The following is a 23,416-nucleotide window of genomic DNA, read 5'->3' as shown; positions in this document are numbered from 1 at the left end:
AGGACGTCATGAACCGAGCCCGACCCGCCGCGACCGACGCGAACACGGCGCCGGCCGAACCGTCCGTCGCTCGCGCGCCTGTTCCGTCTGGCACTGTCGTCACTGGAGAGGGTGACTCGTCCGGCACGCAGCCCCGCCGCGCCCTGGCCGTCGCCGCCGTGGCGACGGCACTCGCGCTCGTCGCCTTCACGGCGCCCCTCGCCACGGTCGGCTCGGTCGCAGCAGCCGTGGGCGCCGACGTGGCGGGACGCACCTGGATCCTCAGCTCGATGGGGATCGGCCTCGGGGCCGCGCTGCTCACCGCGGGTGCGCTCGCCGACGACCGCGGCCGCCGCCGGGTGCTCGTGGTGGGTCTGGTCGTGCTCGCCGCCTCGAGCCTCGCCGCCGCGCTTGCCGGCGGCACCCTCACGTTCGTGCTGGCTCGCGTCGCCCAAGGGGTCGGCGCGGCAGCCGTCGTCGCGGCGAGCCTCGGTCTCGTCGCGCACTGGTTCGAGCCCGGCTCGGCACGGGCCGCCGCGAGCGGGGTCTGGGGTGCGAGCGTCGGCGCGGGCATCGCGCTCGGGCCGCTGCTCGCCAGCTTCCTCGACCACTGGACGTCGTGGCGAGAGGTCTACTGGCTCCTCGCCGTTGCGTCCCTCGTCCTGGCCGCCCTCGCCCAGCGCGGGCTCGAGGAGACCCGCTCGCACGACCGTCGCCCACTCGACGTGCCGGGTGCGCTCCTCCTGGCGCTCGCGACCGTCACCTTCCTCGCGGCCCTCGTCGAGGGGCGCACCGGGTGGGGCCGTCCCGACGTCCTCGTCCTGCTCGGGGTCGCTGCCGTGGCGGCGATCGCCTTCACGGTGGTGGAGGGCCGGATCCCGTCGCCGATGGTCGATCCGGCCATGCTGCGCGACGGGCGCTTCATGGCCGCGACCGTCGCAGGGCTGGCGACCGGAGCCGGGATCATCGGACTCCTGTCCTTCCTCCCCGGCTTCCTCGCCCTCGCGCTCGGACTGCCACCGACCACGGCCGCCGTCCTCTTCCTCACCTGGTCCGGAACGAGCGTGGTGTTCGCCCTGCTCGCCCGCCGCCTGCCTGCATCGTGGTCGGGACGGGGCCAGCTCGCCGGCTCCCTCGCCGTCGTGGCGATCGGACAGGTGGCGCTGTCGGGCCTGACACCGGGGGAGTCGTGGGCCAGGTTCGTGCCGGGCCTGGTCATCGCCGGCATCGGCAGCGGCGTCCTCAACGCCGCGCTGGGGCGTGAAGCCGTCGCGAGCGTGCCCCCCGGCCGCGGTGGCATGGGTAGCGGCGCCAACAACACGGCGCGCTACCTCGGCTCCTCGGTGGGCGTCACGGTCGTGTCCGTCGTCGTGGCCGCGCACGCCTCGAGTGGCGCAGGTGCGGCGGGGTTGCTCTCGGGCTGGAACGCCGCGGCCTGGGTCACGGCTGCGGTCTCGCTCGCCGGGGCGGCCGTCGTCTGGGCCACGATGCTCGCGGACCGGCGCGGACCGGGCCGGTCCGCGGGTTGATGCCTCCGACGCGGGGTGCGCCGGCCGTCCCGACCAGTCACCCGCGTACGGACCCCGGCCGTGTCCCAGGAGGCACATGCGTCGAGAGCACCCCGTCGCGGCTCCTAGACTGGAGGGGTTGTCCGGCCGCTGACGTAGTGCGGCACCGATAGGAGGAATGCCGTGATCGTCGCCACCGGGATCGAGCTGCGCGCCGGGGCGCGCCTGCTCGTCGAGGACGCCAGCTTCAGGATCGACGCGGGCGACCGCATCGGTCTCGTCGGTCGCAACGGTGCCGGCAAGACGACCTTGACCAAGGTGCTCGCCGGAGAGGGCCAGCCCGCTGCGGGCACGGTCACCCGCACGGGCGCCGTCGGCTACCTCCCTCAGGACCCCCGCACCGGCGACCTCGAGATGCTCGCCCGCGACCGCATCCTCTCCGCTCGCGGACTGGACGCCATCGTGCGCCAGCGATCCGACGCCGAGGCCCGGATGGGCAGCGACGACGAGAAGGTGCGGGACAAGGCGATGCGCGCCTACACCCGGCTCGAGGCGGAGTTCGAGGCCCAGGGCGGGTATGCCGCCGAGTCCGAGGCCGCGTCCATCGCCAGCGCCCTCAACCTCGAGGAACGCATCCTCGGCCAGCCGCTCGGCACCCTCTCGGGTGGCCAGCGTCGCCGCGTCGAGCTGTCGCGGATCCTCTTCTCCGGCAACGAGACCCTGCTGCTCGACGAACCGACCAACCACCTCGACGCCGACTCGATCATCTGGCTCAGGGAGTACCTCCGCGCCTACAAGGGCGGCCTCATCATCATCAGCCACGACGCCGAGATGCTCGACGCGGTCGTCAACAAGGTCTACCACCTCGACGCGAACCGCTCCGCGCTCGACGTCTACAACGTCAGCTGGAAGACCTACCTCCAAGCACGCGAGACCGACGAGAAGCGCCGCCGACGCGAGCTGCAGAACGCCCAGAAGAAGGCCGGAGCGCTCCTGGCGCAGGCCGACAAGATGCGCGCCAAGGCGACCAAGGCAACGGCGGCACAGAACATGGCCAAGCGCGCCGAGCGGCTCCTCGCCGGCGTCGAGGGCGAGCGGGTCCAGGACAAGGTGGCCAAGCTCCGCTTCCCCAAGCCGGCCGCCTGCGGCAAGACGCCCCTGCGTGCGTCCGGGCTCTCCCGCTCGTACGGCTCACTCGAGGTCTTCACCGACGTCGACCTCGCGATCGACCGAGGCAGCAAGGTCGTCGTGCTCGGCCTCAACGGTGCCGGCAAGACGACCCTGCTGCGGATGCTCGCCGGCGTCGACACCCCCGACACCGGCGAGGTCGAGCCCGGTCACGGGCTGCGCCTCGGCTACTACGCCCAGGAGCACGAGAACCTCGACGTCGGCCGCACCGTCCTCGAGAACATGAAGTCGGCAGCGCCAGAGCTCGGCGAGACCGAGGTGCGCAAGGTGCTCGGCTCGTTCCTCTTCTCGGGCGACGACGTGCACAAGCCCGCGGGCGTGCTCTCGGGCGGCGAGAAGACGCGCCTGTCGCTCGCCCTGCTCGTCGTCTCGGCGGCCAACGTGCTGCTCCTCGACGAGCCCACGAACAACCTCGACCCGGCCTCGCGTGCCGAGATCCTCGGGGCCCTGTCCACCTTCGAGGGCGCGGTGGTGCTCGTCACCCACGACGAGGGCGCCGTCGAGGCGCTCGAGCCCGAGCGCATCCTCCTGCTGCCGGACGGTGTCGAGGACCTCTGGGGGCCGGACTACATGGACCTGATCTCTCTGGCCTGAGCCTGGCTCAGATAAGCAGACGTTTGGGATCACATGCTGGATGGTTATTGTCTTCGACGACCTGGCTCGCCACACTGGCTGGCATGCCCAGCGACCACCACCTCAGCTGCCCGTTCTGCGCGGGCGACGACGTGACGCCGTTCCCCGACCCGACCGCCGCATGGTCGTGCCTGGACTGTGCGCGCGTCTTCCGGGTCGAGGTCGTGCAGCCGGCGTCGGTCAACGGCTGGGGGATCATGCGCGTCGTGCCTCTGGCCGCCGCGTCGTCGGTGACGGCAGAGGGGACGCCCGCTGCGGCGTGAGGTGACCGGTCGGTAGCCTGCGTCCATGACGCACCCCCACCTCCGGGTCGAGACCGACGGGCCGGTCCGAACGGTCACTCTCGACCACCCCGAGAAGCGCAACGCGCAGACGCCCTCCCTCTGGTCGGCACTCGCCGACGAGGCGCGGTCCCTCCCCGAGGACGTACGCGTGGTCGTCCTCCGCGGCGCGGGCGACGCCTTCTCCGCCGGCATCGACATGGCGATGTTCACACCGGTTGGGGTGCCCGGCGAGGAGAGCGTGGCCCAGCTGGCCGCCGGGGGACCCGAGGCGATCCAACGGGGCATCGCGGCCTACCAGAACGGCTTCACGGCGTGGGGGGAGTGCCCTGCGGTCGTGGTGGCCGAGGTGCACGGCTACGCGATCGGCGCGGGTTTTCAGCTCGCGCTGGCCGCCGACCTGCGGGTGGCAGCTCTCGACGCCTGGTTCGCCATGCGCGAGACCAGCCTCGGTCTCGTGCCCGACCTCGGCGGAACAGGCCCCCTGGTGCACCTCGTCGGCTACGCCCGGGCGCTCGAGATCTGCGCGACAGGTCGCAAGGTCTCTGCCCCGGAGGCGCTGAACATCGGACTCGTCGGGTCGCTCGCGCCCGCTGCCGACCTCACCGAGGCCACGGGGTCGCTCGTCGAGGCACTCCTGGCCGCACCAGCCCCGGCGCTCCGCGCCCTCAAGCCCCTGCTGCGCAGCGCGGTCGACGCCGACCGCGCCACCCAGCTCGGTCGCGAGCGCGACGCGCAGACCGCGCTCCTGCAGGCGATGCTCGGGGGCTTCGGCGCTTGACACCGTGCGCCGTCGAGGCCTCCAGCTCGGGGTCCACGGCGGATCGGGCGTGGCTTGGGGAATCGCTGTCACCGCCTTGCGGTTGGATCGGAGGAGAACAGGAGGTGGTGGCGTGGGCATGCAGCCGTGGATGGCGATGAGGTCGATGTCGCGTGACTCGTCGGTGGCCGAGCTGTCGCTGCGCCCGGGCACGCGCCGTCGCGTCCTGACGTATGCGGCGCCGTACAAACGGGCGATCGCCGCCTTCCTCGCGGTCGTGGTGCTCGACTCGGTGCTCGTCGTCACCGTGCCGCTCCTGCTCAAGAGCCTCGTCGACGACGGCGTCATCCCCAAGGACTCCTCGGTGGTGGTGCGGCTCGCGCTCGTCGTGGCCGGCATCGCCGTGCTCGACGCCCTGCTCACGGTCGTGTCGCGGTGGTACTCCTCACGCATCGGCGAGGGCCTGATCAACGACCTCCGCACCCAGGTCTTCGGCCACGTGCTGCGCCAGCCGATCGCCTTCTTCACGCGCGCCCAGACCGGCTCGCTCGTGTCGCGCCTCAACAACGACGTCGTCGGGGCCCAGCAGGCCTTCACCTCGGTGCTGTCGAACGTCGTGTCCAACATCGTCTCGGTCGCGCTCGTCATCGGTGCCATGCTCGCCCTCTCGTGGCAGCTGACCCTCGGCTCGCTGCTGCTCGTGCCCCTCTTCCTCGTGCCGGCCAAGCTCATGGGCAAGCGGCTGGCCGGCCTGGCCCACCGCCAGATGACGCTCAACGCCGACATGGGCACGCGCATGACCGAACGCTTCAACGTCGCGGGTGCGCTGCTGGTGAAGCTCTTCGGCAACCCCGTACGAGAGGAGGCCGAGTACGCCGAGCGCGCCGGCCGAGTCCGTGACATCGGCATCCAGATCGCTCTCAACCGCACCGTCTTCATGACCGCCCTCACGACGGTCGCGGCGTTGGCCACCGCGATGGTCTACGGCTTCGGCGGCGTCATGGCCGTCAGCGGCAGCCTGTCCGTGGGCACGCTGCTCGCCCTCGCAGCGCTGCTCGCCCGCCTCTACGGACCGCTCACCTCGCTGTCCAACGTGCGGGTCGACATCATGACCGCCCTCATCTCCTTCGAGCGGGTCTTCGAGGTGCTCGACCTCGAGCCCCTCGTCAAGGAGCGCCCCGGGGCCGTGGACCTGCCGCCGGGCCCGCTCGCGGTCGAGCTCGACGACGTCTCTTTCCGCTACCCCTCCGCCGACGAGGTCTCGCTCGCGTCGCTCGAGTCCGTCGCTTCCGGCGACCGGCGGGGGAGCGGTGTGGTGCTCCACGACGTGTCGCTGACGGCGCCGGCCGGGCACCTGATCGCCCTAGTCGGCCCCTCGGGGGCGGGCAAGACCACCCTGACCTCCCTCGTCTCCCGGCTCTACGACCCCAGCGACGGCTCGGTCGTCGTGGGCGGCCGTGACCTGCGCGAGGTGACGATGTCGTCACTGCGCGACCGCATCGGCGTCGTCACCCAGGAGGCACACCTCTTTCACGACACCATCCGGGCCAACCTGCTCTACGCACGTCCCGAGGCGACCGACGAAGAGATCCACGCTGCGCTGCGCGCGGCGCAGATCAGCGACCTCGTCGCCGAGCTGCCCGAGGGGCTCGACACCGTCGTCGGCGACCGCGGGCACCGCCTCAGCGGGGGCGAGAAGCAGCGCCTGGCCATCGCCCGCCTGCTGCTCAAGGCTCCCGACGTCGTCGTCCTCGACGAGGCCACCGCGCACCTCGACTCCGAGTCCGAGGTCGCGGTGCAGCGGGCGCTGGACGCCGCTCTCGAGGGCCGTACGTCGATCGTCATCGCGCACCGCCTCTCGACCATTCGCCAAGCCGATCTCATCGTCGTGCTCGACCACGGCCGCGTCGTCGAGACCGGCCGGCACGCCGAGCTGCTCGCGGCGGGTGGTCTCTACGCCGACCTGCACGCCACCCAGTTCGACGAGCGGGCCGTCGAGCACGCCAACCGCGACGGGCGAGTGCTGGCTCCCGACCGCCCGACCGACGCGCTCGACCACGTCTGACCAGAGGCGTCGTCGGCGGGTGACCTCGTCGAAGGACGATGGCTGCAGACCTACACCGAGCAGGGCAACGTGGCGATGCAGCGCACCAACGAGCGGTTCGGCCTGCGCCGTGTCGACGTCCTGCACGAGTGCGAGGGGCCCGGTCTGAGGCGCGGCTCAGGCGGCCTCGTTCGTGACCCGCTCCTCGAGGCCGGCGGCCAGCCCTGCGATGGTCGCGAGGTCGACGAGCCCGCCGAGGCTGTGGGCAACCCGCCGGTGCCGCACCGGCCCGAGCCGCAGCCTGAGGTGCACCCGGGTGCTGTCCGGCCCAGCTGCCTTGAGGCGGATGCACCAGGTGAGGTGCATCCGACCGCGTGTCGAGGTGAAGAGCACGTGCGAGGCCGGCTCGAGCTCGGCGACGGTGAAGGTCGCGTCCGCCCCGCCCCAGTCCGGGATGACGTCGCCGACCGAGAGACCTTGGAGCTCCGGCTCGATGCGCCGCAGGGCGCGCCGCGACGACGGGACCACCCCCTCGACGGAACGCGGCAGGTACCAGCCCGCGCGCTCCTTGCCGAGCTGCACCAGCCACGGCCACACGCGTACGGGAGGTGCGGAGACGGTGAAGGCGCGATCCATCACCACGTCGGCCGCCACGAGCCCGTCCCCGGGCAGTGCTGCCTCTCTCTCGCCCGGCGTGGGGCGCACGAGCAGCCTCTCGAGGACGGCCGGTGGTGTCGTCACGGGTTCGAGGCCATCAGGTGTGCGCCATCGGAGCGGGGTGTCACTCAGGCATCCTCCTCGTCCCAGATGCGGACCTTCTTCGGCTTGGCGGGTCGCGACCCGGTCGGCTCATTCTCCTCCCGCGCAGCCTCGGCCTCCCTGCGGATCGCGAGGACGACGAAGACGAGACCGCCCGGCATGAAGAGCCACCACTGGTACGCGTACGCCTGGTGCGGGCCGAGGTCCTCCTCCGGGCGGGGGAGCACGCGTACGGGGTGACCCCCGGTCGAAGGCGCGGGCGCCTGCGTGCCCAGCACGACGTACGCGTCGAGGTCACCCAGCGCGGGCACCTGCACTCGCGCGTCGGCGACGTTGATGCTGGCCAGCTGCGGGCGGGGCAGGTCGCGGCCGAGGCTGACCTCGCCGGTCCGGAGCCAGCCCGTCAGCTCGACGGTGCCGCTCGGCGGCGGGTCCACGGGCGGGCTCGTCTCGGCATCCTCCGCGTTCGGCACCCAGCCCCGGTCGACGAGGATCGTGACGCCGTCCGCCTGGAACGGCGTCAGCACCTCGAAGCCCACCGTCTGGTCGAGCGTGCGGTTGCGCACGAGCAGGTCGGTGCCCGCGGCATACGCGCCCGTCAGGGAGACGCGGGTCCACTGCCGCTCCTGAGGGAGACCCGTGCCGACCAGGCCAGGCGAGAACGCGATCGGGGACGCGCCGTAGTTGCGTGCGATGGCGTCGACCTTGGTGCGCTGCTCGACGTGGCGGTGCCACTGCCAGAGGCCGAGGTAGAAGCAGGCGACCCCGAAGAGGACCGCGACGAGCGTGCCCAGCAGCCACCGCCGCGTGAGCCAGAGTCGAAGCACGCATCGACGGTACCCGTCGTCGAGGCGGCCTCGGATACCGGTCTCCGCCGCGGGGTGACCTCGATGTGCCCCAGTGCCTCGCCGACGCCCTCGCCGATGCCCTCGCCGACGCCTCGGTCTGCAGGTGGTCGATCAGGTCCGGGTGATCTCGCTGGTGTCGTACTCGCCGGTCTCGGTGATGAGGCGAGCCACCGCCTGGAGCTTCTCGTTCAGACGGTTCGACGAGTGGCGAAGGGCGTCGAACGCCTGCTCCGGTGTGAGCTTGAGGCGCTCCATGAGGATGCCCTTGGCCTGACCGATGACATCTCGGGTCAACAGGGCCTCGCTCAGGTTCTGCGCCTGGTCCTGCAGGTGGCCGCGCTCGCGCACCACCGCCGCCGCCATCGAGGCGTGCGCCGCCAGGATGAGCCCGATCTCCTGCGCCTCGGCGCTGAAGGCAGTCGTCTCGGTGCCGTAGAGGTTCAACGAGCCACTGGTGCCGGCGATCGGAGAGTGCGCCGCCGCGAGTCGGTAGGAGGCCGCAGACCGCACACCCAGCTCGACCGGCCGGGTCCCCAGCGACGGCCAGCGGGGGTCCGGGAACGTCGGCGCGTAGACGAGCGGGGTGCCAGCGGCGTCCAGGCAGGGCCCCTCGCCGGCGTCGTACTGCGCCTGGTCGGCAGCCGATGCCTCTGCTGCCGTCGAGGCCGCCGTCCGGTAGACACCCCTCTCACCGAGGGTGACACTGGCCATCTCGCAGCCGGCCACGGTGCTGACCGCGGCCTCGGCGATGCGCAGGAGGACCGCGTCGTACGAGTCCGCGCCGTAGAGGTTCTCGGCGATGGCGGCGAACGTCGCCGCCAACTTCGTCGTCGGCGTCTCCGCCAGCCGTCGCTCGGCGGCCTCGTCACGCGCGTCAGCGGCCACCTCACGATCAGCGTGCGCCTCCCCGCGGCTGCGCCTGGCCTCCTCCCGAGCTGCACGCGCCTCGGCACGCTCCGCTCGCTCGGCGGTGTCGGGACTGACCGTGAGCTCGGCCGCGCGCGCATCGAGTCGCCGTTCCCGCTCGTCGAGAGCCGACTCCCGCTCATCGGCCGTGAGGTCCCGCGCGTCGGCAGCAGCATCTCGCTCGGCGGCGAGCTCGTCTCGACGATCGGCGACGAAGTCGCGCTTGTCAGCGGCCCACTGGCTCTCCTCGGCGGGTGCGGGCTCAGCCATCGGATCGGGCCCCCTTCCACGTCAGCGCCCTGCTTGGGACTCTATGCCCGCAGGTCCGACCGGGGTGGACACATGCCAGCAGTGCACATCGCGGTTGTGGCCGTGGCCGCGTCAGCCCCTCGTCGTCACTGGTGCTGACGTCCCAACTGCTCACCGGTCCGATCGACCGTGAGGACGATGAGTGGACTGTGCCGGAGCATCTCCGGCACGTCGGTGCGCCGCCACCGCCTTGCAGCCGCCTCGATGAGAGGTCGGCGTTCGTCGAGATCGGTGACGACCCGCGCCGTGGCCGGCACGTCGGCGACGACCGACTGCTTCAGGTGGAGCACGACATGGGGATCCGCCTCGATGTTGCGGATCCAGTCCCGCGTTCGATCGGCCCGCGGCATCCCGGTGATGAACAAGCGGTCGTCGTCGTGGTGCAGGAAGATCTCGATGCGCCGTTGACGACCGGTCCGCCGACCCGTCGTCGTGAGGTCGATGAGCTGGCTGTGGTAGAGCGCGGCCCTGGTGGTGTCACTCAGAGAGCTGTCGGGATGCATGGCGCGATCCTCTCGACTGAACCGACCCGGCAACTCTACGTCGGGCCGTGTGGAACGAGCTTCCGGCCCACGAGCTCGGGCAGTCGTGGCGCCGCTGCGTCCGAGGGAGGTTCAATGGTGTGTGGCCCGAGACAGGTCAAGGCGGTTCGCCTACTACGTGCCTCTCATCATCGCGTTGGCCCTCCTGGCCGTCGCGATCATCGGCACCGCTGACCTGGCGCACCGGCTGGCCGACGCCCTCTACGACTGGACGCGCTAGTCACGCCGGAGGGCCGGTCCAGGGACCGGTACGCCGCCCGGAGCTGGGTGAGCACCCGCCCGTGGTGGGCACGTGCTGTCTTCTCGGTGATGAGGAGCGCGGCCGGCACCCGACGGTCCATCCAGAGGACTGTCTCAGAGCCCGGGCCGTTCAGACGAACCACGAGGTCTGCGAGACCGTGCCGTCCCCGGCTTAGAGTGGAGCCCATGACCGCCCTTCCCGACCCGAGTGTTCGACCGGCAGGCCTGGCCGACCAGTTCGGCCGGGTGGCGCGTGATCTGCGCGTGTCGGTGACCGACCGCTGCAACCTTCGCTGCACCTACTGCATGCCCGCCGAGGGCCTGCCGTGGATGCCGCGGGCCGAGATGCTCACCGACGAGGAGATGCTCCGGCTCATCGGCCTCTTCGTGCACGACGGTGTCACCCAGGTGCGTCTGACCGGCGGCGAGCCGCTGCTCCGACGTTCCCTCGTCGAGCTCGTGGCCGGCATCGCGGCGCTCGAGCCTCGGCCCAGGATCGCGATGACGACCAACGGCGTCGGTCTCGAGCGCGTGGCGATCGGGCTCAAGAGCGCCGGGCTCGACCGCGTCAACGTCAGCCTCGACACGATCGACTCCGAGACCTTCACCCAGCTGACCCGCCGCGACCGGCTGGCCGACGTCGAGGCAGGCCTCAAGGCGGCCGCCGACGCCCGGCTCACGCCGGTCAAGGTCAACGCGGTCGCCATGCGCGGCATCAACGACGACTCGGTCGCCGACGTGCTCGCGTGGTGTCTCGAGCGTGGCTACGAGCTGCGGTTCATCGAGCAGATGCCGCTCGACGCGCAGCACGCCTGGGACCGCAGCAGCATGATCAGCGCGGGCGAGATCCATGCCCGCCTCTCGGAACGGTGGGAGCTGACGGCGCTGCCCGCAGCGGACCGGGGGAGCGCCCCCGCCGAACGCTTCCTCATCGACGGTGGTCCCGAGACCGTCGGCATCATCGCGAGCGTCTCCTCTCCCTTCTGTGCGGCCTGCGACCGCACCCGTCTGACCGCCGACGGGCAGGTGCGCAACTGTCTCTTCTCCAACACCGAGACCGACCTGCGCGGTCCGATGCGCGAGGGTGCCACCGACGACGAGCTGCTCGCCCTGATGCGTGGCGAGATGTGGCGCAAGCGGAAGGGCCACGGCATCGGCGACCCCGACTTCGTCCAGCCCGACCGGCCGATGTCCGCCATCGGCGGCTGACCCCGCGCCGGGCCCTCCCGGCCGCGGCCTTCGGCGCAGGACCTGTCTACCCGTCGGCGTCGGTGAGCGCCTCGACCGGAACGATCTCGATGAGGAAGCCGCGCAGCGCCACGAAGTCTGCCAGCGACGTCTCGTGCTCGTCGCACGCGAGCCACACCTTGCGGCGTTCGGGCTTGTGCAGCTTGGGGTTGTTCCAGACCACCGCGTGCCGAGCCCGCGCGCGGCACCCCTTCGCGCTGCATACGTGCTCTGCGACGCCCGCCGGGGGAGGCGTGCCGAACAGGTCGCTCACTGCTCGATGCGGCGGGTGTCGTCTCGCGGCGTGACCGCCTGCAGGTCGCCCGGCTGTTGCGGCGCGACCGCGTTGGCGATGACCACGGCGATGTAGGGGATGATCACGGCGCCGATCACGGCCGCCCAGCGGACCCAGCCCGACGTCACGAAGACGAGCCCGAAGAGGGCCACACGGATGCCCATCATCGTCAGGTAGCGCTTGATGCGCTTGTCCTGGTCGTCGGTCGTGGAGGTCGGCGCCGACGTGACGCTGTGCACGACGGGTTCGTGGTGGGCTCTTGGCACCCCTCAACCATAAGCCCGTCCAGCACGCATGCAGCGTGCTGTCTACCCTTCGGTAGTCCGTTAGGTTTCGGGGCAGGACCGAGACTCCGGCACGGCCGGACGGATGGAGGAACGCACTGTGTCAACGACGGCGGAGACGGCAACCACGGCGCGCAACGTGCTCGTCACCGGGGGAAACCGCGGCATCGGCCTCGCGATCGCACGGGCTTTTGCCGAGGCCGGCGACAGCGTCGTCATCACCCACCGGTCGGGCCAGCCACCTGAGGGCCTTCAGGGCGTCACCTGCGAGGTGACCGACTCGGCGTCCGTCGATGCGGCGTTCACCGCCGCCGAGGAGATCTTCGGCGGGCCGGTCGAGGTGCTCGTGGCCAACGCCGGAATCACGCGCGACACCCTCCTGATGCGCATGAGCGACGACGAGTTCGACTCCGTCATCGACACCAACCTCGCCGGCGCCTTCCGCTGCGCCCGCCGGGCCGCCACCGGCATGATCCGCAAGCGCCGTGGCCGCATCATCCTCATCAGCAGTGTCGTCGGCCTCTACGGCTCGCCGGGTCAGAGCAACTACGCCGCCTCCAAGTCGGGCCTCGTCGGCCTCGCCCGCTCGATCTCGCGCGAGCTCGGCGGCCGCGGCATCACCGCCAACGTCGTCGCGCCGGGGTTCATCGACACCGAGATGACCGCGGTGCTTCCCGACGACCAGAAGAAGCAGTACCTCTCCAACATCCCTGCCGGCCGCTTCGCGACGCCCGAGGAGGTCGCGTCGGTCGTGCGTTTCGTCGCCAGCGACGACGCCGCCTACATCACGGGCGCCGTCATCCCCGTCGACGGCGGCCTCGGCATGGGGCACTGAGCCCACCCGACGGCATACGGCCGTATGCCGTCGATGTCGTTGCGCACCAAGCGTCCCCACCTACTCGAGAAAGTTGCAGGCATGGGAATACTCGAAGGCAAGAAGCTCCTCATCACCGGCGTCCTCATGGACAGCTCCATCGCGTTCCACGTCGCCAAGCTGGCGCAGGAGGAGGGTGCGACCGTCATCCTCACCTCGTTCGGCCGCACGATGAAGATCACGCAGACCATCGCCAGGCGACTTCCCGAGACGCCGGTCGTGATCGAGCTCGACGTCGCCGACCAGGAGCACCTCGACACGCTCGCCGACCGGCTGCGTGAGCACGTCGACGGGCTGGACGGCGTGCTCCACTCGATCGGATTCGCGCCTCAGGGTGCCTTCAACTTCCTCGAGGGCACGTGGGAGGACGTCTCGACCGCACTGCAGATCTCCGCCTACAGCCTCAAGGCGCTGGCCGTCGCCGCGCTGCCGCTCATGCCCGATGGCGGCAGCGTCGTCGGTCTGACCTTCGACGCCAAGTTCGCCTGGCCGGTCTACGACTGGATGGGCGTCGCCAAGGCCGCCTTCGAGTCGACCAACCGCTACCTGGCCCGCGACCTCGGTCCGAAGTCGGTGCGCTGCAACCTCGTCGCGGCCGGCCCGATCCGCACGACCGCGGCGAAGTCGATCCCGGGGTTCGAGCAGTTCGAGCAGATCTGGGACGAGCGCGCGCCCCTCGGGTGGGACGTCAACGACCCGGTGCCGGCTGCGAAGGCGTGCGCCGCGCTGCTCTCCGACTGGTTCCCGGCCACGACCGGCGAGATCGTGCACGTCGACGGCGGCGTCCACGCGATGGGGCAGTGACCGCGCAGGTGCCCGGGCGATGGCCCGGCTGCTCTCGCTAGAGTCCTGCCCATGCCTCACGCCGGGACCGAGTCCAGCACCCTGACGACGAACGACCCCGACACGGTGGCACCGGTCCGTGTGGAGGAGGTGCGGGTCCTCGACGGACCCAACCTCTACTTCGCGCGGCCCGCCATCAAGGTCATCCTGCACCTGCCCGGCTACCTAGACCTCAAGCGCACCGAGGCCGAGACCCTGGCTCGTCGACTGGGCATGCGCTCGGCCCGCCCGGGCAGGCGCGGCACGGCGTTGCGCCAGCGCTTCGTCATGCGCCTGATCCGCAACGTCACGCGTCGCGTCGGCACCGAGATCGGTGCCGGGCGTCTCGGCGTACGCGTCCGGGCGGGGCAGACGGTCGAGGACGTCGTGCTCGCGTTCCCGTGGGTGCACCGCACCCGCGGACGGGTTGCGGGCGAGCAGTTCGGTGCCGTCATGGCGGGCCTGCTCGACAGCTCGCGTCGCGTCGACGACGTCATCGAGGAGGTCGCCTCCGTCATCATGGCCGCCCCTGACGGGCCGGGGCCCAGCGTCATCACGCCCACGGTTCCCGTCGCGTCGGTCACCGGCACCAACGGCAAGACGACGACGACCCGCCTGATGGCGCACATGTGCATGACGGCTGGCCTGACGACGGCGTGGAGCTCGACCGACGGTGTCGTCGTGATGGGCGAGACGAAGGAGGAGGGCGACTTCTCCGGTCCCGCCGGTGCGCGCGGCGTGCTCGAGACCCCCGGTCTCGACATCGGCATCCTCGAGACGGCCCGCGGCGGCATGTTGCTCAAGGGCATGGGCGTGACGGCCAACGACGTCAGCGTCGTGACGAACGTCAGCGCCGACCACCTCGGACTCCAGGGCATCGACACCCTCGATCAGCTCGCCGAGGTCAAGGCGATTGTCACGACCGTCACGAAGCCGCAGGGCTGGGTGGTGCTCAACGGCGACGACCCCCGGGTCTGGGCGATGCGTTTCGGGATCAAGGCCAAGCCGTGGGCCTTCAGTCTGGACCCGGCGTCGCCGGCTCTGTGGGAGTCGATCAACGCGGGTGGGCGGGGCATCACGGTGCTCGACGGCGAGATCGTGGTCCTGTCGCAGAACGGCGACCCCGACCGCCTCGTGAAGATCGTCGACGTCCCGATGACGCTCAGCGGCCTGTCGCAGAACAACATCGCGAATGCCCTGGCCGGTGCGGCCGCCGCCCTCGGCCTCGGCGTGCCGCGTGCCGCGGTGGTCGAGGGGCTGCGCACCTTCGCGCCTGATCCCCAGCACAACTGGGGTCGCCTCAACACCTACTCGCTGCCGCTGGCGCAGGGTGGCAAGGCGACCGTGATCGTCGACATGGCGCACAACGAGGCCGGCCTCGAGGCCCTCCTCGACGTCGCGCGCGGTCTCGCTGCTCCGGGTGGGGCCGTACGGCTGGGGCTCGGTTGCGCGGGCGACCGTGCCGACGAGGCGATCACCGCGATGGGTGAGATCGCCGGTCACGGCGCTGAGGAGGTCGTCCTCAAGATCGCCCGCCACTACCTCCGTGGACGCCAGCCCGACGAGCTGCTCGGGCTCTTCCGCGACGGTCTCGCCAAGGTCGGAGTGCTCGACGTGCCCGAATACGACACGGAGCTCGGGGCGGTGGAGGCCCTCGTGCCGCACGCGCTCGACGGTGACGTCATCGCCCTGATGTGCCACGCCGAGCGCACCGAGGTCGACCGCTGGATCCGCGACCACGGCGGCAAGGTCGACGACGCCCGCGCGATCCGGCGCAAGGTCGTGGCCGCACGCGGAGAGCACGAGCTCGAGGCCGAGATCGCTGCGCTCTGGGAGACCGACGACGAGCCGGCCAGGATCGCCGCCGCACAGCGTCTGGTCGACGCGCACCCGGGCGACCCACGCCTCGTCTTCGAGCTCGCCGGCGCCAAGGACGCGACCGGTGACGAGCAGGGCGCGATCGGGCTCTACGAGGAGGCCCTCGCCGGCGGTCTGCGCGAGCCGCACCGCCACCGGGCGCAGCTGCAGCTCGCGTCGAGCCTGCGCGTCGTCGGGCGTGCCGCGGAGGCCCTGGCCCTCGTCAACGACGTGCTCGAGGCTCGATCCCACAACACCGCCGCACTCATGCTGCGGGCGCTGGTCCAGGCCGACCTCGGGCAGGAGCGCCAGGCGGTGGCCGACCTCATCCGGGCGACGCTGGAGGCGACGACCGACGTCGACACCCAGAGCTACCGCCGGGCCCTACGCGCCTATGCCGACGAGCTCGCCCCCGCGTCCGACTGACCCGCCGACTGATCCGCCGACTGATCTGCAGACTGACCGTCCCGGTGCGTCAGGCTGCGGATCAGTCGGCAGTAGCTGTCGTCGGGGCAGCAGCGATCGCAGACTGATCCGGGGACTGACCCTGTCGTGGATCATTCCGCGGATCAGTCTGCGTTGGGACGTCTGGCTCGAACCCACCGACGGCGCGTAGGCAGCCCGGAGCGGGTCAGACGGCGGTGTCGTCGGCCATCTCGGCCTGGGCCTCGGCCGGGACGGCACCGAGTGCCTCCCCCTCCGCCTCGTCGCCCTCGGCCTCGGCCGTCTCGGTGAGCGTGCTCGGGTCGAGGTCGGGGTCGCTCGTGGCGGCAGCCGGGGTGCCGATGCGGGCCCCTGCCTGAGCGTGCTTCGTGCGCTCCTCGAGCTCGGCGACGACCATCGAGTGCTGGTCGACGCACATGACGACGAGGTCGCCCGGGTTGGTGCGCGCCAGCACGTGCCTCGTGGCCTCCAGCTCGTCGAGCACGATCTCGACCTGGCGGCAGCGGGCACCCTCGGCCATGGCCTGGCGTGCACCCTCCGCCACGAGCTCGGCGCAGACTCCGGGCTTGCGACCACGCAGGCGTGCGTCCTCACGCACCACGATGACGTCGAAGTGCTGGGCGGCGACGGCGCCGAGCTCGCGGATGTCGTCGTCACGCCGGTCACCGGCCGCGCCGATCATGCCGATGCGTGACGTGCGTCCGAGGTCGGCCTGTCCCTGCTTCTGCTCGGCGTAGCGGTCGACGAAGGCACCGAGCTCCTTCATGCCGGCCGCATTGTGGCAGTAGTCGACGAACACGTCGGCGTTGCCCACCTGGACGAGGTTGAGGCGCCCCGGCGAGAGGTAGTACGTCGTGGCGAACGTGCGCAGGCCCTGACGGATGTCGTGCAGGGGTGCACCGGCGGCGAAGGCAGCACCGGCCGCGGCGAGGGCGTTGGCCACGTTGAAGCGGGCAGCACCACCGAACGTGGACGGCAGCAGGTGCGTCCACGCGAGCTGCATGCTGCGGCGGCCGTGCTTGATGACGATCATCTCGCCGCGCTCGCTCGGCTCGAGCACCAGCGCTCGACCGCCTCGGCGGCAGTAGTCGTCGACGAACTCGCGCACCTCGCTGCCGGGCTCGGACATCGTGAACCAGACGATGCCGCCCGAGCACCGGCGGCGCATGTTGCGCACGTGCGGGTCGTCGGCGTTGAGCACCGCGAACCCGTCGCGCGGCACGGCCTCGACGATGACGGCCTTGACGTCGGCGAGCTGGCGGAGGGTGTCGATTCCCTTCATTCCCAGGTGATCCGGCGCGATGTTGGTGACGACAGCGATGTCGTTGCGGTCGTAGCCGAGTCCCTCGCGCAGGATGCCTCCGCGGGCGACCTCCATGACCGCGAAGTCGACGCGCGGGTTCTGCAGGACCATGCGCGCTGACCGCGGGCCCGACGCGTCGGCCTTGATGACGAGGCGCTCGTCGATGACGACGCCGTCGGTCGAGGTCATGCCCACCTTGCGGCCGAGGCCCTTGAAGATGTGGGCGATCATGCGCGAGGTGGTCGTCTTGCCGTTGGTGCCGGTGACGGCGACGATCGGCACGCGGGCCTGGGCACCCGGCGGGAAGAGGAGGTCGACGACGGGCTTGGCGATGAACTGCGGTTCGCCGACCGTGGGGTGCGTGTGCATGCGGAACCCCGGGGCCGCGTTGACCTCGCAGATCGCCCCACCGGTCTCGCGTACGGGGTAGGTGATGTCGGGGCAGATGAAGTCGATGCCGGCGACGTCGAGTCCGACCATGCGCGCGGCCTCCTCGGCGATCTCGACGTTGTCGGGGTGGGCGTCGAAGGTGCGGTCGATGGAGATGCCGCCGGTCGACATGTTGCCCGTCAGCGCGAGCTTGACCATCTCGCCCTCGGGCGGCACCGACTCGAGCGTGTGCCCCTGGCCGGCGAGGATCTCGAGCGCGTTGCCGTCGACCTTGATCTTGGTCAGCACCTTCTCGTGGCCCACTCCGCGGCGGGGGTCGGAGTTCGTGATGTCGACGAGCTCGCCGACGGTGTGCGTGCCGTCGCCGACGACGTGCGCCGGCACGCGCTCGGCGATGGCCTGCATACGCCCACCGACGATGAGGCACCGGTAGTCGCGCCCCGTGACGAACGACTCGACGATGATGGTGCCGCGGCGCGACTCGCCCTTGGCGATGTCGTACGCCTTCTCGACCTCCTCGTCGCTCTGAAGGTTGAGGCACACGCCGCGGCCGTGGTTGCCGTCGAGCGGCTTGACCACCACGGGAAAGCCGATGCGCCGGGCCGCGTCGAGCGTGCCGCGCAGGGTGCGTACGGCCTCCTGCTTGGGCACGGGGAGCCCGGCGGAGCCGAGGAGGCGGGTCGTGAGGTCCTTGTCGCCGGCGATGTCGACGGCGAGGGCCCCGGTCTTGGAGGTCATCGTGGCGCGGATGCGCTGCGCGTGGACGCCTTGGCCCAGCTGGACGAGCGACCCCGAGTTGAGCCGGATGAACGGGATGTCGCGCGAGGCCGCCTCTTCGAGGATGGCTGCCGTCGACGGGCCGAAGGCGACCCGTTCGGCCTGCTTGAGGAACGCGTCGAACTCGGTCTCGAAGTCGAAGCCGTCCTCGGAGTCGACGAGGTGGTTGATGAGGCGCACCGCGAGCTTGCCTGCTGCGACACCGACCGTCTCGTCGATGTAGCTGTAGACGACGTTGTAGTGCCCGGGCCGGCCCTTGACCGCGCGCGTCTTGCCCCGACGCGAGTCGTGACCGGCGAGGGTCTGCAGCTGGAGGGCGACGTGCTCGGCGACGTGGCCGAGCCAGGTGCCCTCGCGCAGCCGCTCGATGAAGCCGCCGCGCCGGCCGAGTGAGCACGTGTGCCGCTCGAGCCCCGGCACCAGCTCGACGAGCCGGTCGGTGAAGCCGTCGAGGGAGACCGTGGGGTACTCCTCGAGGCTGCCGAGGTCGACGACGAGGTGGATGGCCTGCTGGTACGACCAGACGTTGGGGCCACGGTAGATCCGGGTCTCGAGGATCGTCAGGTCCGGTCGGGCCGGGCCTGTGGGGGTGGGGACCTCGATGGCCATGGATCTCCTCCTACGTGGTCGTGCCGTATGCCGCAGGGGCACCTCGCGCTCGACCGTACTCTCAGGGACGGGCGGGACTGGCTGGACTAGTGAGCGGCGCTGCTCGTCGACGAGCGCGCCGCGCGGACCTTCGCCGGGACGACCGCGCCCTCGATGTCGGGGTGACGTTCGACGAACGCGGTCAGCTCGACGTGGCCCAGGTCGAACGTACTGCCCGTCGGCAGCGAGTGCACCACAGCGCCCGAGACGAGCAGCGGCGCACCGCGCCTGGCGTCGGGGGCGTCGGTGATGGCGTTGCGGGCGTTGACGACGAAGATCGACCCGGCCCCGATGACCGACAGCACCGTGCCGCCACGGATCTCGGCGGCCGTGTTCTCGTCGATGCCCATGCCGAGCAGGTTCGGCGACGCAGCGACCATCGACATGAGCCGGCCGTAGCGACCGCGCTGGTCGAAGTGCTGGTCGATGATGACGTCCTCGACGAGACCGAGGCCGGCCGAGATCTGGCTGGCGCGCTGCCGTGGCGTGAGCCCCTCCTCGCCGAGCGAGATCATGTAGCGGCTCATGATCGACGCGCCCGCCGACGTGCCGGCGACGACGGCTCCGCGTTCGTACGCGCGCACGATGGCGTCGCCGACCGGGGTGCCGACGATGTTCTGGGAGAGCTTGACCTGGCTGCCGCCGGTGAGGAAGACCCCGGTGGCGGTGTCGAGGGCCTCGACCATCGCGGGGTCGCTCGAGTCGCGCCGCGTCGCCGGGTTGACCACCGAGACGTCGCCGCCGCGAAGCCGAGTGAAGACGTCGCGGTAGGCCTCGGCCACCTCGTCGGCGAACGAGGACGCCGTGGGGATCACGACGATGTGCGAGCGACGACCACCGGCGAGCTTGACGAAGCGCTTGAGCACGACCGACCGGCCGATGCGGTCCTCGGCGCCGCCGATGACGAGCAGCGTGCGCCGGATGCCGTCAGGGTGCGGGGCTGCTGACGAGGGAGGCGCGGTCTGCATCGCGCCAGCCTAGTGACCGGCGTGGGGGACCGGCGGAGCCTGGGTCGGCGTGCCGTCGTCGATGTCGGCCTCCTCGATCTCCTCGCGGGAGATGCCCAGCAGGTAGAGCACCGAGTCGAGGTAGGGCACGTTGACCGAGGTCTGCGCCTGCTCCTGCACGATCGGCTTGGCGTTGAAGGCGACTCCCAGGCCGGCCGCGTCGAGCATGTCGAGGTCGTTCGCGCCGTCGCCGATCGCGACGGTGCGGCTGAGGGGCAGGCCCTCCTGCTCGGCGAACTCGCGCAGGGCGCGTGCCTTGCCGGCCCGGTCGACGACCTCACCGAGGATCCGACCGGTGAGGTAGCCGTCCTCGATCTCCAGTTGGTTGGCGCGGGCGTGGTCGATGCCGAGCTCGGCCGCGAGGTCGCCGACGATCTCGATGAAGCCGCCGCTGACGAGGCCGACGGTGAAGCCGAGTCGCTTGAGTGTGCGCACGAGGGTGCGCGCCCCCGGCGTCAGCTGCACGGATGCACGGACCTCGTCGAGGACGGTGGCGGGCAGGCCGGCGAGGGTTGCGACGCGCGCGCGCAGCGACTCCTCGAAGTCGAGCTCGCCGGACATGGCACGGGCCGTGACCTCCGCCACCTCGGCCTCGCGTCCGCAGTGGGCGGCGAGCAGCTCGATGACCTCCTGCTGGATCAAGGTCGAGTCGACGTCGAGCACGACCAGGCGGCGCCCTCGCCGGGCGAGACCGCCCGGGGCCACGGCGATGTCGATGGCCTCCGACGCGGCGACGAGTGCCATGTCCCGGCGCAGCGAGGGCACGTCGGCGCCCGACACGTCGAACTCGACGGTCGTGACGGGGTAGCGCGAGAGCCGGCGGATGCGGTCGATGTTGGCGCCGTGGTCGGCGATCTGGGTCGTGACGAGTGACACGGCATCGGCGCTCAGCGGCGCGCCTAGCACGACGACTGCGGCCCGGCCCTGCCGGGGGCGGGCGTTGTCGCCGGTGCCCTCGACGACGGTGAGCGTGAGTCCCAGGCGGTGCGCCGCCACTGCGGCGGCGTCACGGAGCTGGTCGACGTGGGCGCCGGGGCGAAGCAGGACGGTCAGGGTGAGGTGGCCGTGGACGACGACCTGCTGGATGTCGAGCACCTCGGCGTCCACACCGGACAATGCGCCGAGCAGCGTGCCGGTGACACCGGGGCGGTCGTCCCCGGTCACCGTGACGCTGAGGGTGTGGAGGTCCGGTCCGTTGGTGCCGTCGGTGCGGCTCGCGTCGGTCACGCGCGTCAGCGTACTGAGCGCGCGGCTGGGCGCGACCACGCCATCCGGCATACGGCCTCAGCGAAACGTGTGCCGGCGGCTGCGTCCAGGGTCAGCCCGGGGTGGGCGCCGCTGGCATCGCCGCCGCGTTCACCTCGTCGCGCCACTGGAGCAGGTCGCGCACGCGCGCCAGGTCCGGGTGGGCAGCGGCAACGCTCGCCGTGAACAGGCGGGTGCCGATCTCGTGGAGCTGCTGGGCGTTGCCGGCGTAGTCGCCGGACTGGTCGGGGTTGCGACCCGGCACGAAGGCGACCCCGGCAGAGCGCTCGATCTCGAGCGGGTCGCGTCCTCGGCGAGCGCACCAGTCGTCGAGCACGCGGTGCTTGTGGGCGATCTCTGCAGGGCCGCCGAAGCCGTGCCAGATCGAGGCGTGCTCGGCGACGATGCGCAGGGTCTTCTTCTCGCCACCCCCGCCGATGAGGATCGGGATGTCGCGGGTCGGTGCCGGGTTGAGCCGGCTCCAGCGGTCGCGGATGATCGGCAGGTCCCGGGCCAGGTTGTCGAGACGCCCGCCGGCGGTGCCGAACTCGTAGCCGTACTCGTCGTAGTCGAGCTGCTTCCACCCCGATCCGATGCCCAGGATGAGCCGGCCACCGCTCATGTGGTCGACCGTGCGGGCCATGTCGGCGAGCAGGTTCGGGTTGCGGTAGCTGTTGCACGTGACGAGCGCGCCGATCTCGACGTTCTGGGTCGACTCGGCCCAGGCGCCCAGCATCGTCCAGCACTCGAAGTGCGGGCCGCCCGCGTCACCGCTGAGCGGGTAGAAGTGGTCCCAGTTGAGCAGGACGTCGACACCCATCTCCTCGAGGGCCGCCGCGGTGCTGCGGATCTGGGCCCATGTCGCGTGCTGCGGCGGGATCTGGATGCCGACGCGGGCCGGCCGAGGGTCGGCGGAGCTCGCCAGCGCCGGCTGCGCCTCAGGGGTGTCGGGACTCACCGGGTGACGACCTGGCCCTTGCCGACGACGACGATGCCGGTCTCGGTGACGTGGAAGCCCCGCGCCTTGTCGTACTCGTGGTCGATGCCGATCTGGCACCCCTCGGGGACGATGACGTTCTTGTCGATGATCGCGCGCCGGATCTGCGCGTGGCGCTGCACCTGGACGCCGTCGAGCAGCACGGACCCCTGGATGCTCGCGTAGGAGTGCACGTGCACGAGCGGCGAGAGCACGGACGCGTAGATGTGGGCGCCCGAGACCACGACGCCGGGGGAGACGGCGGAGTTGAGCGCCTCACCGATGCGGTCACCGCTGCCGTGCACGAACTTCGCGGGCGGGTAGGGGCTGTGCTGAGTGTAGATCGGCCACTCGTAGTTGTAGAGGTTGAACACCGGGTGGATCGAGATCAGGTCCATGTGGGCGTCGTAGTAGGACTCGATGGTGCCGACGTCGCGCCAGTAGCCGCGGTCGCGGTCGGTCGCACCGGGCACCTCGTTGTCCTTGAAGTCGTAGACGCCGGCCTCACCGCGCCCGACGAAGTAGGGGACGATGTCGCCGCCCATGTCGTGGTTCGAGCCGGTGTCGTCGTGGTCGGCCGTGACGGCCGCCTCGAGCGCGTCGGCCGTGAAGACGTAGTTGCCCATCGAGGCGAGCACCTCTTCGGGGTTGTCGGGCAGGCCCTTCGGGTCGCTCGGCTTCTCGAGGAACGCGGCGATCTTCGACGGATCGTGGTCGTCGACCTCGATCACACCGAACTGGTTGGCCAGCGAGATCGGCTGGCGGATCGCGGCGACCGTGCACGCCGCGCCGGACTCGATGTGCTGCTCGACCATCGCGCTGAAGTCCATGCGGTAGACGTGGTCGGCGCCGACGACCACGACGATGTCGGGTCGCTCGTCGTGCATGAGGTTGAGGCTCTGGTAGATGGCGTCCGCGCTGCCGAGGTACCAGTTCTTGTCGACGCGCTGCTGGGCCGGGACGGTCGTCACGTAGTTGCCGAGCAGCGTCGACATGCGCCACGTCTTGGTGACGTGGGCGTCGAGGCTGTGCGACTTGTACTGCGTCAGCACGACGACCTGGAGGTAGCCGGAGTTGACGACGTTGGACAGGGCGAGGTCGATGAGGCGGTAGATGCCGGCGAACGGCACCGCCGGTTTGGCCCGGTCGGCGGTGAGTGGCATCAACCGCTTTCCCTCACCGCCCGCGAGCACGATCGCAAGAACCTTCGGACCAGCGGCTGGGCTTCGTCGGGCCATGCTCGCCACCCTAGGGCAGCCTCTCCCCGCCG

At 71.0% G+C, this 23,416-nt stretch carries 20 protein-coding genes; 9 read left to right on the top strand and 11 right to left on the bottom strand.

What is annotated here, in order from left to right; translation table 11 throughout:
* Positions 1 to 8: 8 nt before the first annotated feature.
* From AB4091_RS12590 to AB4091_RS12570, 5 genes are all read left to right on the top strand, one after another.
* Positions 9 to 1,508: an MFS transporter gene (locus AB4091_RS12590; RefSeq protein WP_442292088.1), complete on the top strand. Its 1,500-nt coding sequence runs from the start codon at positions 9 to 11 to the stop codon at positions 1,506 to 1,508.
* A 162-nt stretch (positions 1,509 to 1,670) separates the two neighbouring features.
* Positions 1,671 to 3,269 (top strand): ABC-F family ATP-binding cassette domain-containing protein, encoded by a 1,599-nt coding sequence (locus tag AB4091_RS12585; protein WP_442292087.1) that lies wholly within the window; start codon positions 1,671 to 1,673, stop codon positions 3,267 to 3,269.
* 83 nt (positions 3,270 to 3,352) lie between these two features.
* Positions 3,353 to 3,571, top strand: coding sequence for a hypothetical protein (locus AB4091_RS12580; RefSeq protein WP_442292086.1), 219 nt, complete (start codon positions 3,353 to 3,355; stop codon positions 3,569 to 3,571).
* A 25-nt stretch (positions 3,572 to 3,596) separates the two neighbouring features.
* The gene (locus tag AB4091_RS12575) at positions 3,597 to 4,370 is read left to right on the top strand and encodes an enoyl-CoA hydratase/isomerase family protein (RefSeq protein WP_442292085.1); all 774 of its coding nucleotides are present in this window, start codon (positions 3,597 to 3,599) and stop codon (positions 4,368 to 4,370) included.
* Between the two features lie 118 nt (positions 4,371 to 4,488).
* A complete protein-coding gene (locus AB4091_RS12570; protein ID WP_442292301.1) occupies positions 4,489 to 6,414 on the top strand; it encodes an ABC transporter ATP-binding protein in 1,926 nt (641 codons plus the stop codon).
* 156 nt (positions 6,415 to 6,570) lie between these two features.
* Here the strand turns inward: AB4091_RS12570 and AB4091_RS12565 are convergent, their stop codons facing one another.
* The 4 genes from AB4091_RS12565 to AB4091_RS12550 all read right to left on the bottom strand — a co-directional run bounded on the left by AB4091_RS12565 (position 6,571) and on the right by AB4091_RS12550 (position 9,718).
* A complete protein-coding gene (locus AB4091_RS12565) occupies positions 6,571 to 7,134 on the bottom strand; it encodes a hypothetical protein (protein ID WP_442292084.1) in 564 nt (187 codons plus the stop codon).
* Positions 7,135 to 7,178: 44 nt separating this feature from the next.
* Positions 7,179 to 7,979: an SURF1 family cytochrome oxidase biogenesis protein gene (locus AB4091_RS12560; protein ID WP_442292083.1), complete on the bottom strand. Its 801-nt coding sequence runs from the start codon at positions 7,977 to 7,979 to the stop codon at positions 7,179 to 7,181.
* A 132-nt stretch (positions 7,980 to 8,111) separates the two neighbouring features.
* Positions 8,112 to 9,176 (bottom strand): ANTAR domain-containing protein, encoded by a 1,065-nt coding sequence (locus AB4091_RS12555; protein ID WP_442292082.1) that lies wholly within the window; start codon positions 9,174 to 9,176, stop codon positions 8,112 to 8,114.
* Between the two features lie 125 nt (positions 9,177 to 9,301).
* A complete protein-coding gene (locus AB4091_RS12550; RefSeq protein WP_442292081.1) occupies positions 9,302 to 9,718 on the bottom strand; it encodes a nitroreductase family deazaflavin-dependent oxidoreductase in 417 nt (138 codons plus the stop codon).
* A gap of 465 nt (positions 9,719 to 10,183) precedes the next feature.
* Between AB4091_RS12550 and moaA the strand changes: the two genes are divergently transcribed.
* Positions 10,184 to 11,206: a GTP 3',8-cyclase MoaA gene (gene moaA, locus AB4091_RS12545; protein ID WP_442292080.1), complete on the top strand. Its 1,023-nt coding sequence runs from the start codon at positions 10,184 to 10,186 to the stop codon at positions 11,204 to 11,206.
* A 46-nt stretch (positions 11,207 to 11,252) separates the two neighbouring features.
* On the opposite strand, the gene AB4091_RS12540 is transcribed toward moaA, so the two are convergent.
* Positions 11,253 to 11,498 carry a hypothetical protein gene (locus tag AB4091_RS12540; protein ID WP_442292079.1) on the bottom strand — a complete coding sequence of 82 codons (246 nt, stop codon included), beginning with the start codon at positions 11,496 to 11,498 and terminating at the stop codon, positions 11,253 to 11,255.
* On the bottom strand, positions 11,495 to 11,785 hold the full coding sequence (locus AB4091_RS12535; RefSeq protein WP_442292078.1) for a DUF3099 domain-containing protein: 291 nt from the start codon (positions 11,783 to 11,785) through the stop codon (positions 11,495 to 11,497). Before AB4091_RS12535 ends, AB4091_RS12540 begins: the two co-directional genes overlap by 4 nt.
* 118 nt (positions 11,786 to 11,903) lie before the next feature.
* On the opposite strand from AB4091_RS12535, the gene AB4091_RS12530 reads away from it, so the two are divergent.
* The 3 genes from AB4091_RS12530 to AB4091_RS12520 all read left to right on the top strand — a co-directional run bounded on the left by AB4091_RS12530 (position 11,904) and on the right by AB4091_RS12520 (position 15,782).
* Positions 11,904 to 12,638: a beta-ketoacyl-ACP reductase gene (locus AB4091_RS12530; RefSeq protein ID WP_442292077.1), complete on the top strand. Its 735-nt coding sequence runs from the start codon at positions 11,904 to 11,906 to the stop codon at positions 12,636 to 12,638.
* 81 nt (positions 12,639 to 12,719) lie between these two features.
* On the top strand, positions 12,720 to 13,481 hold the full coding sequence (gene fabI, locus AB4091_RS12525; protein WP_442292076.1) for an enoyl-ACP reductase FabI: 762 nt from the start codon (positions 12,720 to 12,722) through the stop codon (positions 13,479 to 13,481).
* A 51-nt stretch (positions 13,482 to 13,532) separates the two neighbouring features.
* Complete coding sequence (locus tag AB4091_RS12520; protein WP_442292075.1) at positions 13,533 to 15,782, top strand: tetratricopeptide repeat protein; 2,250 nt, start codon at positions 13,533 to 13,535, stop codon at positions 15,780 to 15,782.
* Between the two features lie 205 nt (positions 15,783 to 15,987).
* Here the strand turns inward: AB4091_RS12520 and cphA are convergent, their stop codons facing one another.
* The 5 genes from cphA to glgC all read right to left on the bottom strand — a co-directional run bounded on the left by cphA (position 15,988) and on the right by glgC (position 23,384).
* Positions 15,988 to 18,879 (bottom strand): cyanophycin synthetase, encoded by a 2,892-nt coding sequence (gene cphA, locus AB4091_RS12515; protein ID WP_442292074.1) that lies wholly within the window; start codon positions 18,877 to 18,879, stop codon positions 15,988 to 15,990.
* Positions 18,880 to 18,965: 86 nt separating this feature from the next.
* Positions 18,966 to 19,886 carry a cyanophycinase gene (locus AB4091_RS12510; protein ID WP_442292073.1) on the bottom strand — a complete coding sequence of 307 codons (921 nt, stop codon included), beginning with the start codon at positions 19,884 to 19,886 and terminating at the stop codon, positions 18,966 to 18,968.
* A gap of 9 nt (positions 19,887 to 19,895) precedes the next feature.
* Complete coding sequence (gene serB, locus AB4091_RS12505) at positions 19,896 to 21,152, bottom strand: phosphoserine phosphatase SerB (RefSeq protein WP_442292072.1); 1,257 nt, start codon at positions 21,150 to 21,152, stop codon at positions 19,896 to 19,898.
* Between the two features lie 91 nt (positions 21,153 to 21,243).
* A complete protein-coding gene (locus tag AB4091_RS12500) occupies positions 21,244 to 22,128 on the bottom strand; it encodes an LLM class F420-dependent oxidoreductase (protein WP_442292071.1) in 885 nt (294 codons plus the stop codon).
* Positions 22,125 to 23,384 carry a glucose-1-phosphate adenylyltransferase gene (glgC, locus tag AB4091_RS12495; protein ID WP_442292070.1) on the bottom strand — a complete coding sequence of 420 codons (1,260 nt, stop codon included), beginning with the start codon at positions 23,382 to 23,384 and terminating at the stop codon, positions 22,125 to 22,127. Before glgC ends, AB4091_RS12500 begins: the two co-directional genes overlap by 4 nt.
* Positions 23,385 to 23,416: the final 32 nt, after the last annotated feature.

The sequence above is a fragment of the Terrabacter sp. 2RAF25 genome (genome assembly GCF_052115265.1).
Lineage (GTDB): Bacteria > Actinomycetota > Actinomycetes > Actinomycetales > Dermatophilaceae > Terrabacter.
The sequence above is the reverse complement of the archived record's forward strand: the minus strand, read 5'-3'. Positions and strand labels throughout refer to the sequence as shown.

Coding starts and splice junctions, on each gene's coding strand:
- AB4091_RS12575 (WP_442292085.1), top strand. CDS start 3,597: ATGACGCACCCCCACCTCCGGGTCGAGACCGACGGGCCGGTCCGAACG.
- moaA (WP_442292080.1), top strand. CDS start 10,184: ATGACCGCCCTTCCCGACCCGAGTGTTCGACCGGCAGGCCTGGCCGAC.
- AB4091_RS12510 (WP_442292073.1), bottom strand. CDS start 19,886: ATGCAGACCGCGCCTCCCTCGTCAGCAGCCCCGCACCCTGACGGCATC.
- cphA (WP_442292074.1), bottom strand. CDS start 18,879: ATGGCCATCGAGGTCCCCACCCCCACAGGCCCGGCCCGACCGGACCTG.
- AB4091_RS12550 (WP_442292081.1), bottom strand. CDS start 9,718: ATGCATCCCGACAGCTCTCTGAGTGACACCACCAGGGCCGCGCTCTAC.
- AB4091_RS12580 (WP_442292086.1), top strand. CDS start 3,353: ATGCCCAGCGACCACCACCTCAGCTGCCCGTTCTGCGCGGGCGACGAC.
- AB4091_RS12555 (WP_442292082.1), bottom strand. CDS start 9,176: ATGGCTGAGCCCGCACCCGCCGAGGAGAGCCAGTGGGCCGCTGACAAG.
- AB4091_RS12590 (WP_442292088.1), top strand. CDS start 9: ATGAACCGAGCCCGACCCGCCGCGACCGACGCGAACACGGCGCCGGCC.
- fabI (WP_442292076.1), top strand. CDS start 12,720: ATGGGAATACTCGAAGGCAAGAAGCTCCTCATCACCGGCGTCCTCATG.
- AB4091_RS12520 (WP_442292075.1), top strand. CDS start 13,533: ATGCCTCACGCCGGGACCGAGTCCAGCACCCTGACGACGAACGACCCC.
- AB4091_RS12570 (WP_442292301.1), top strand. CDS start 4,489: ATGCAGCCGTGGATGGCGATGAGGTCGATGTCGCGTGACTCGTCGGTG.
- glgC (WP_442292070.1), bottom strand. CDS start 23,384: ATGGCCCGACGAAGCCCAGCCGCTGGTCCGAAGGTTCTTGCGATCGTG.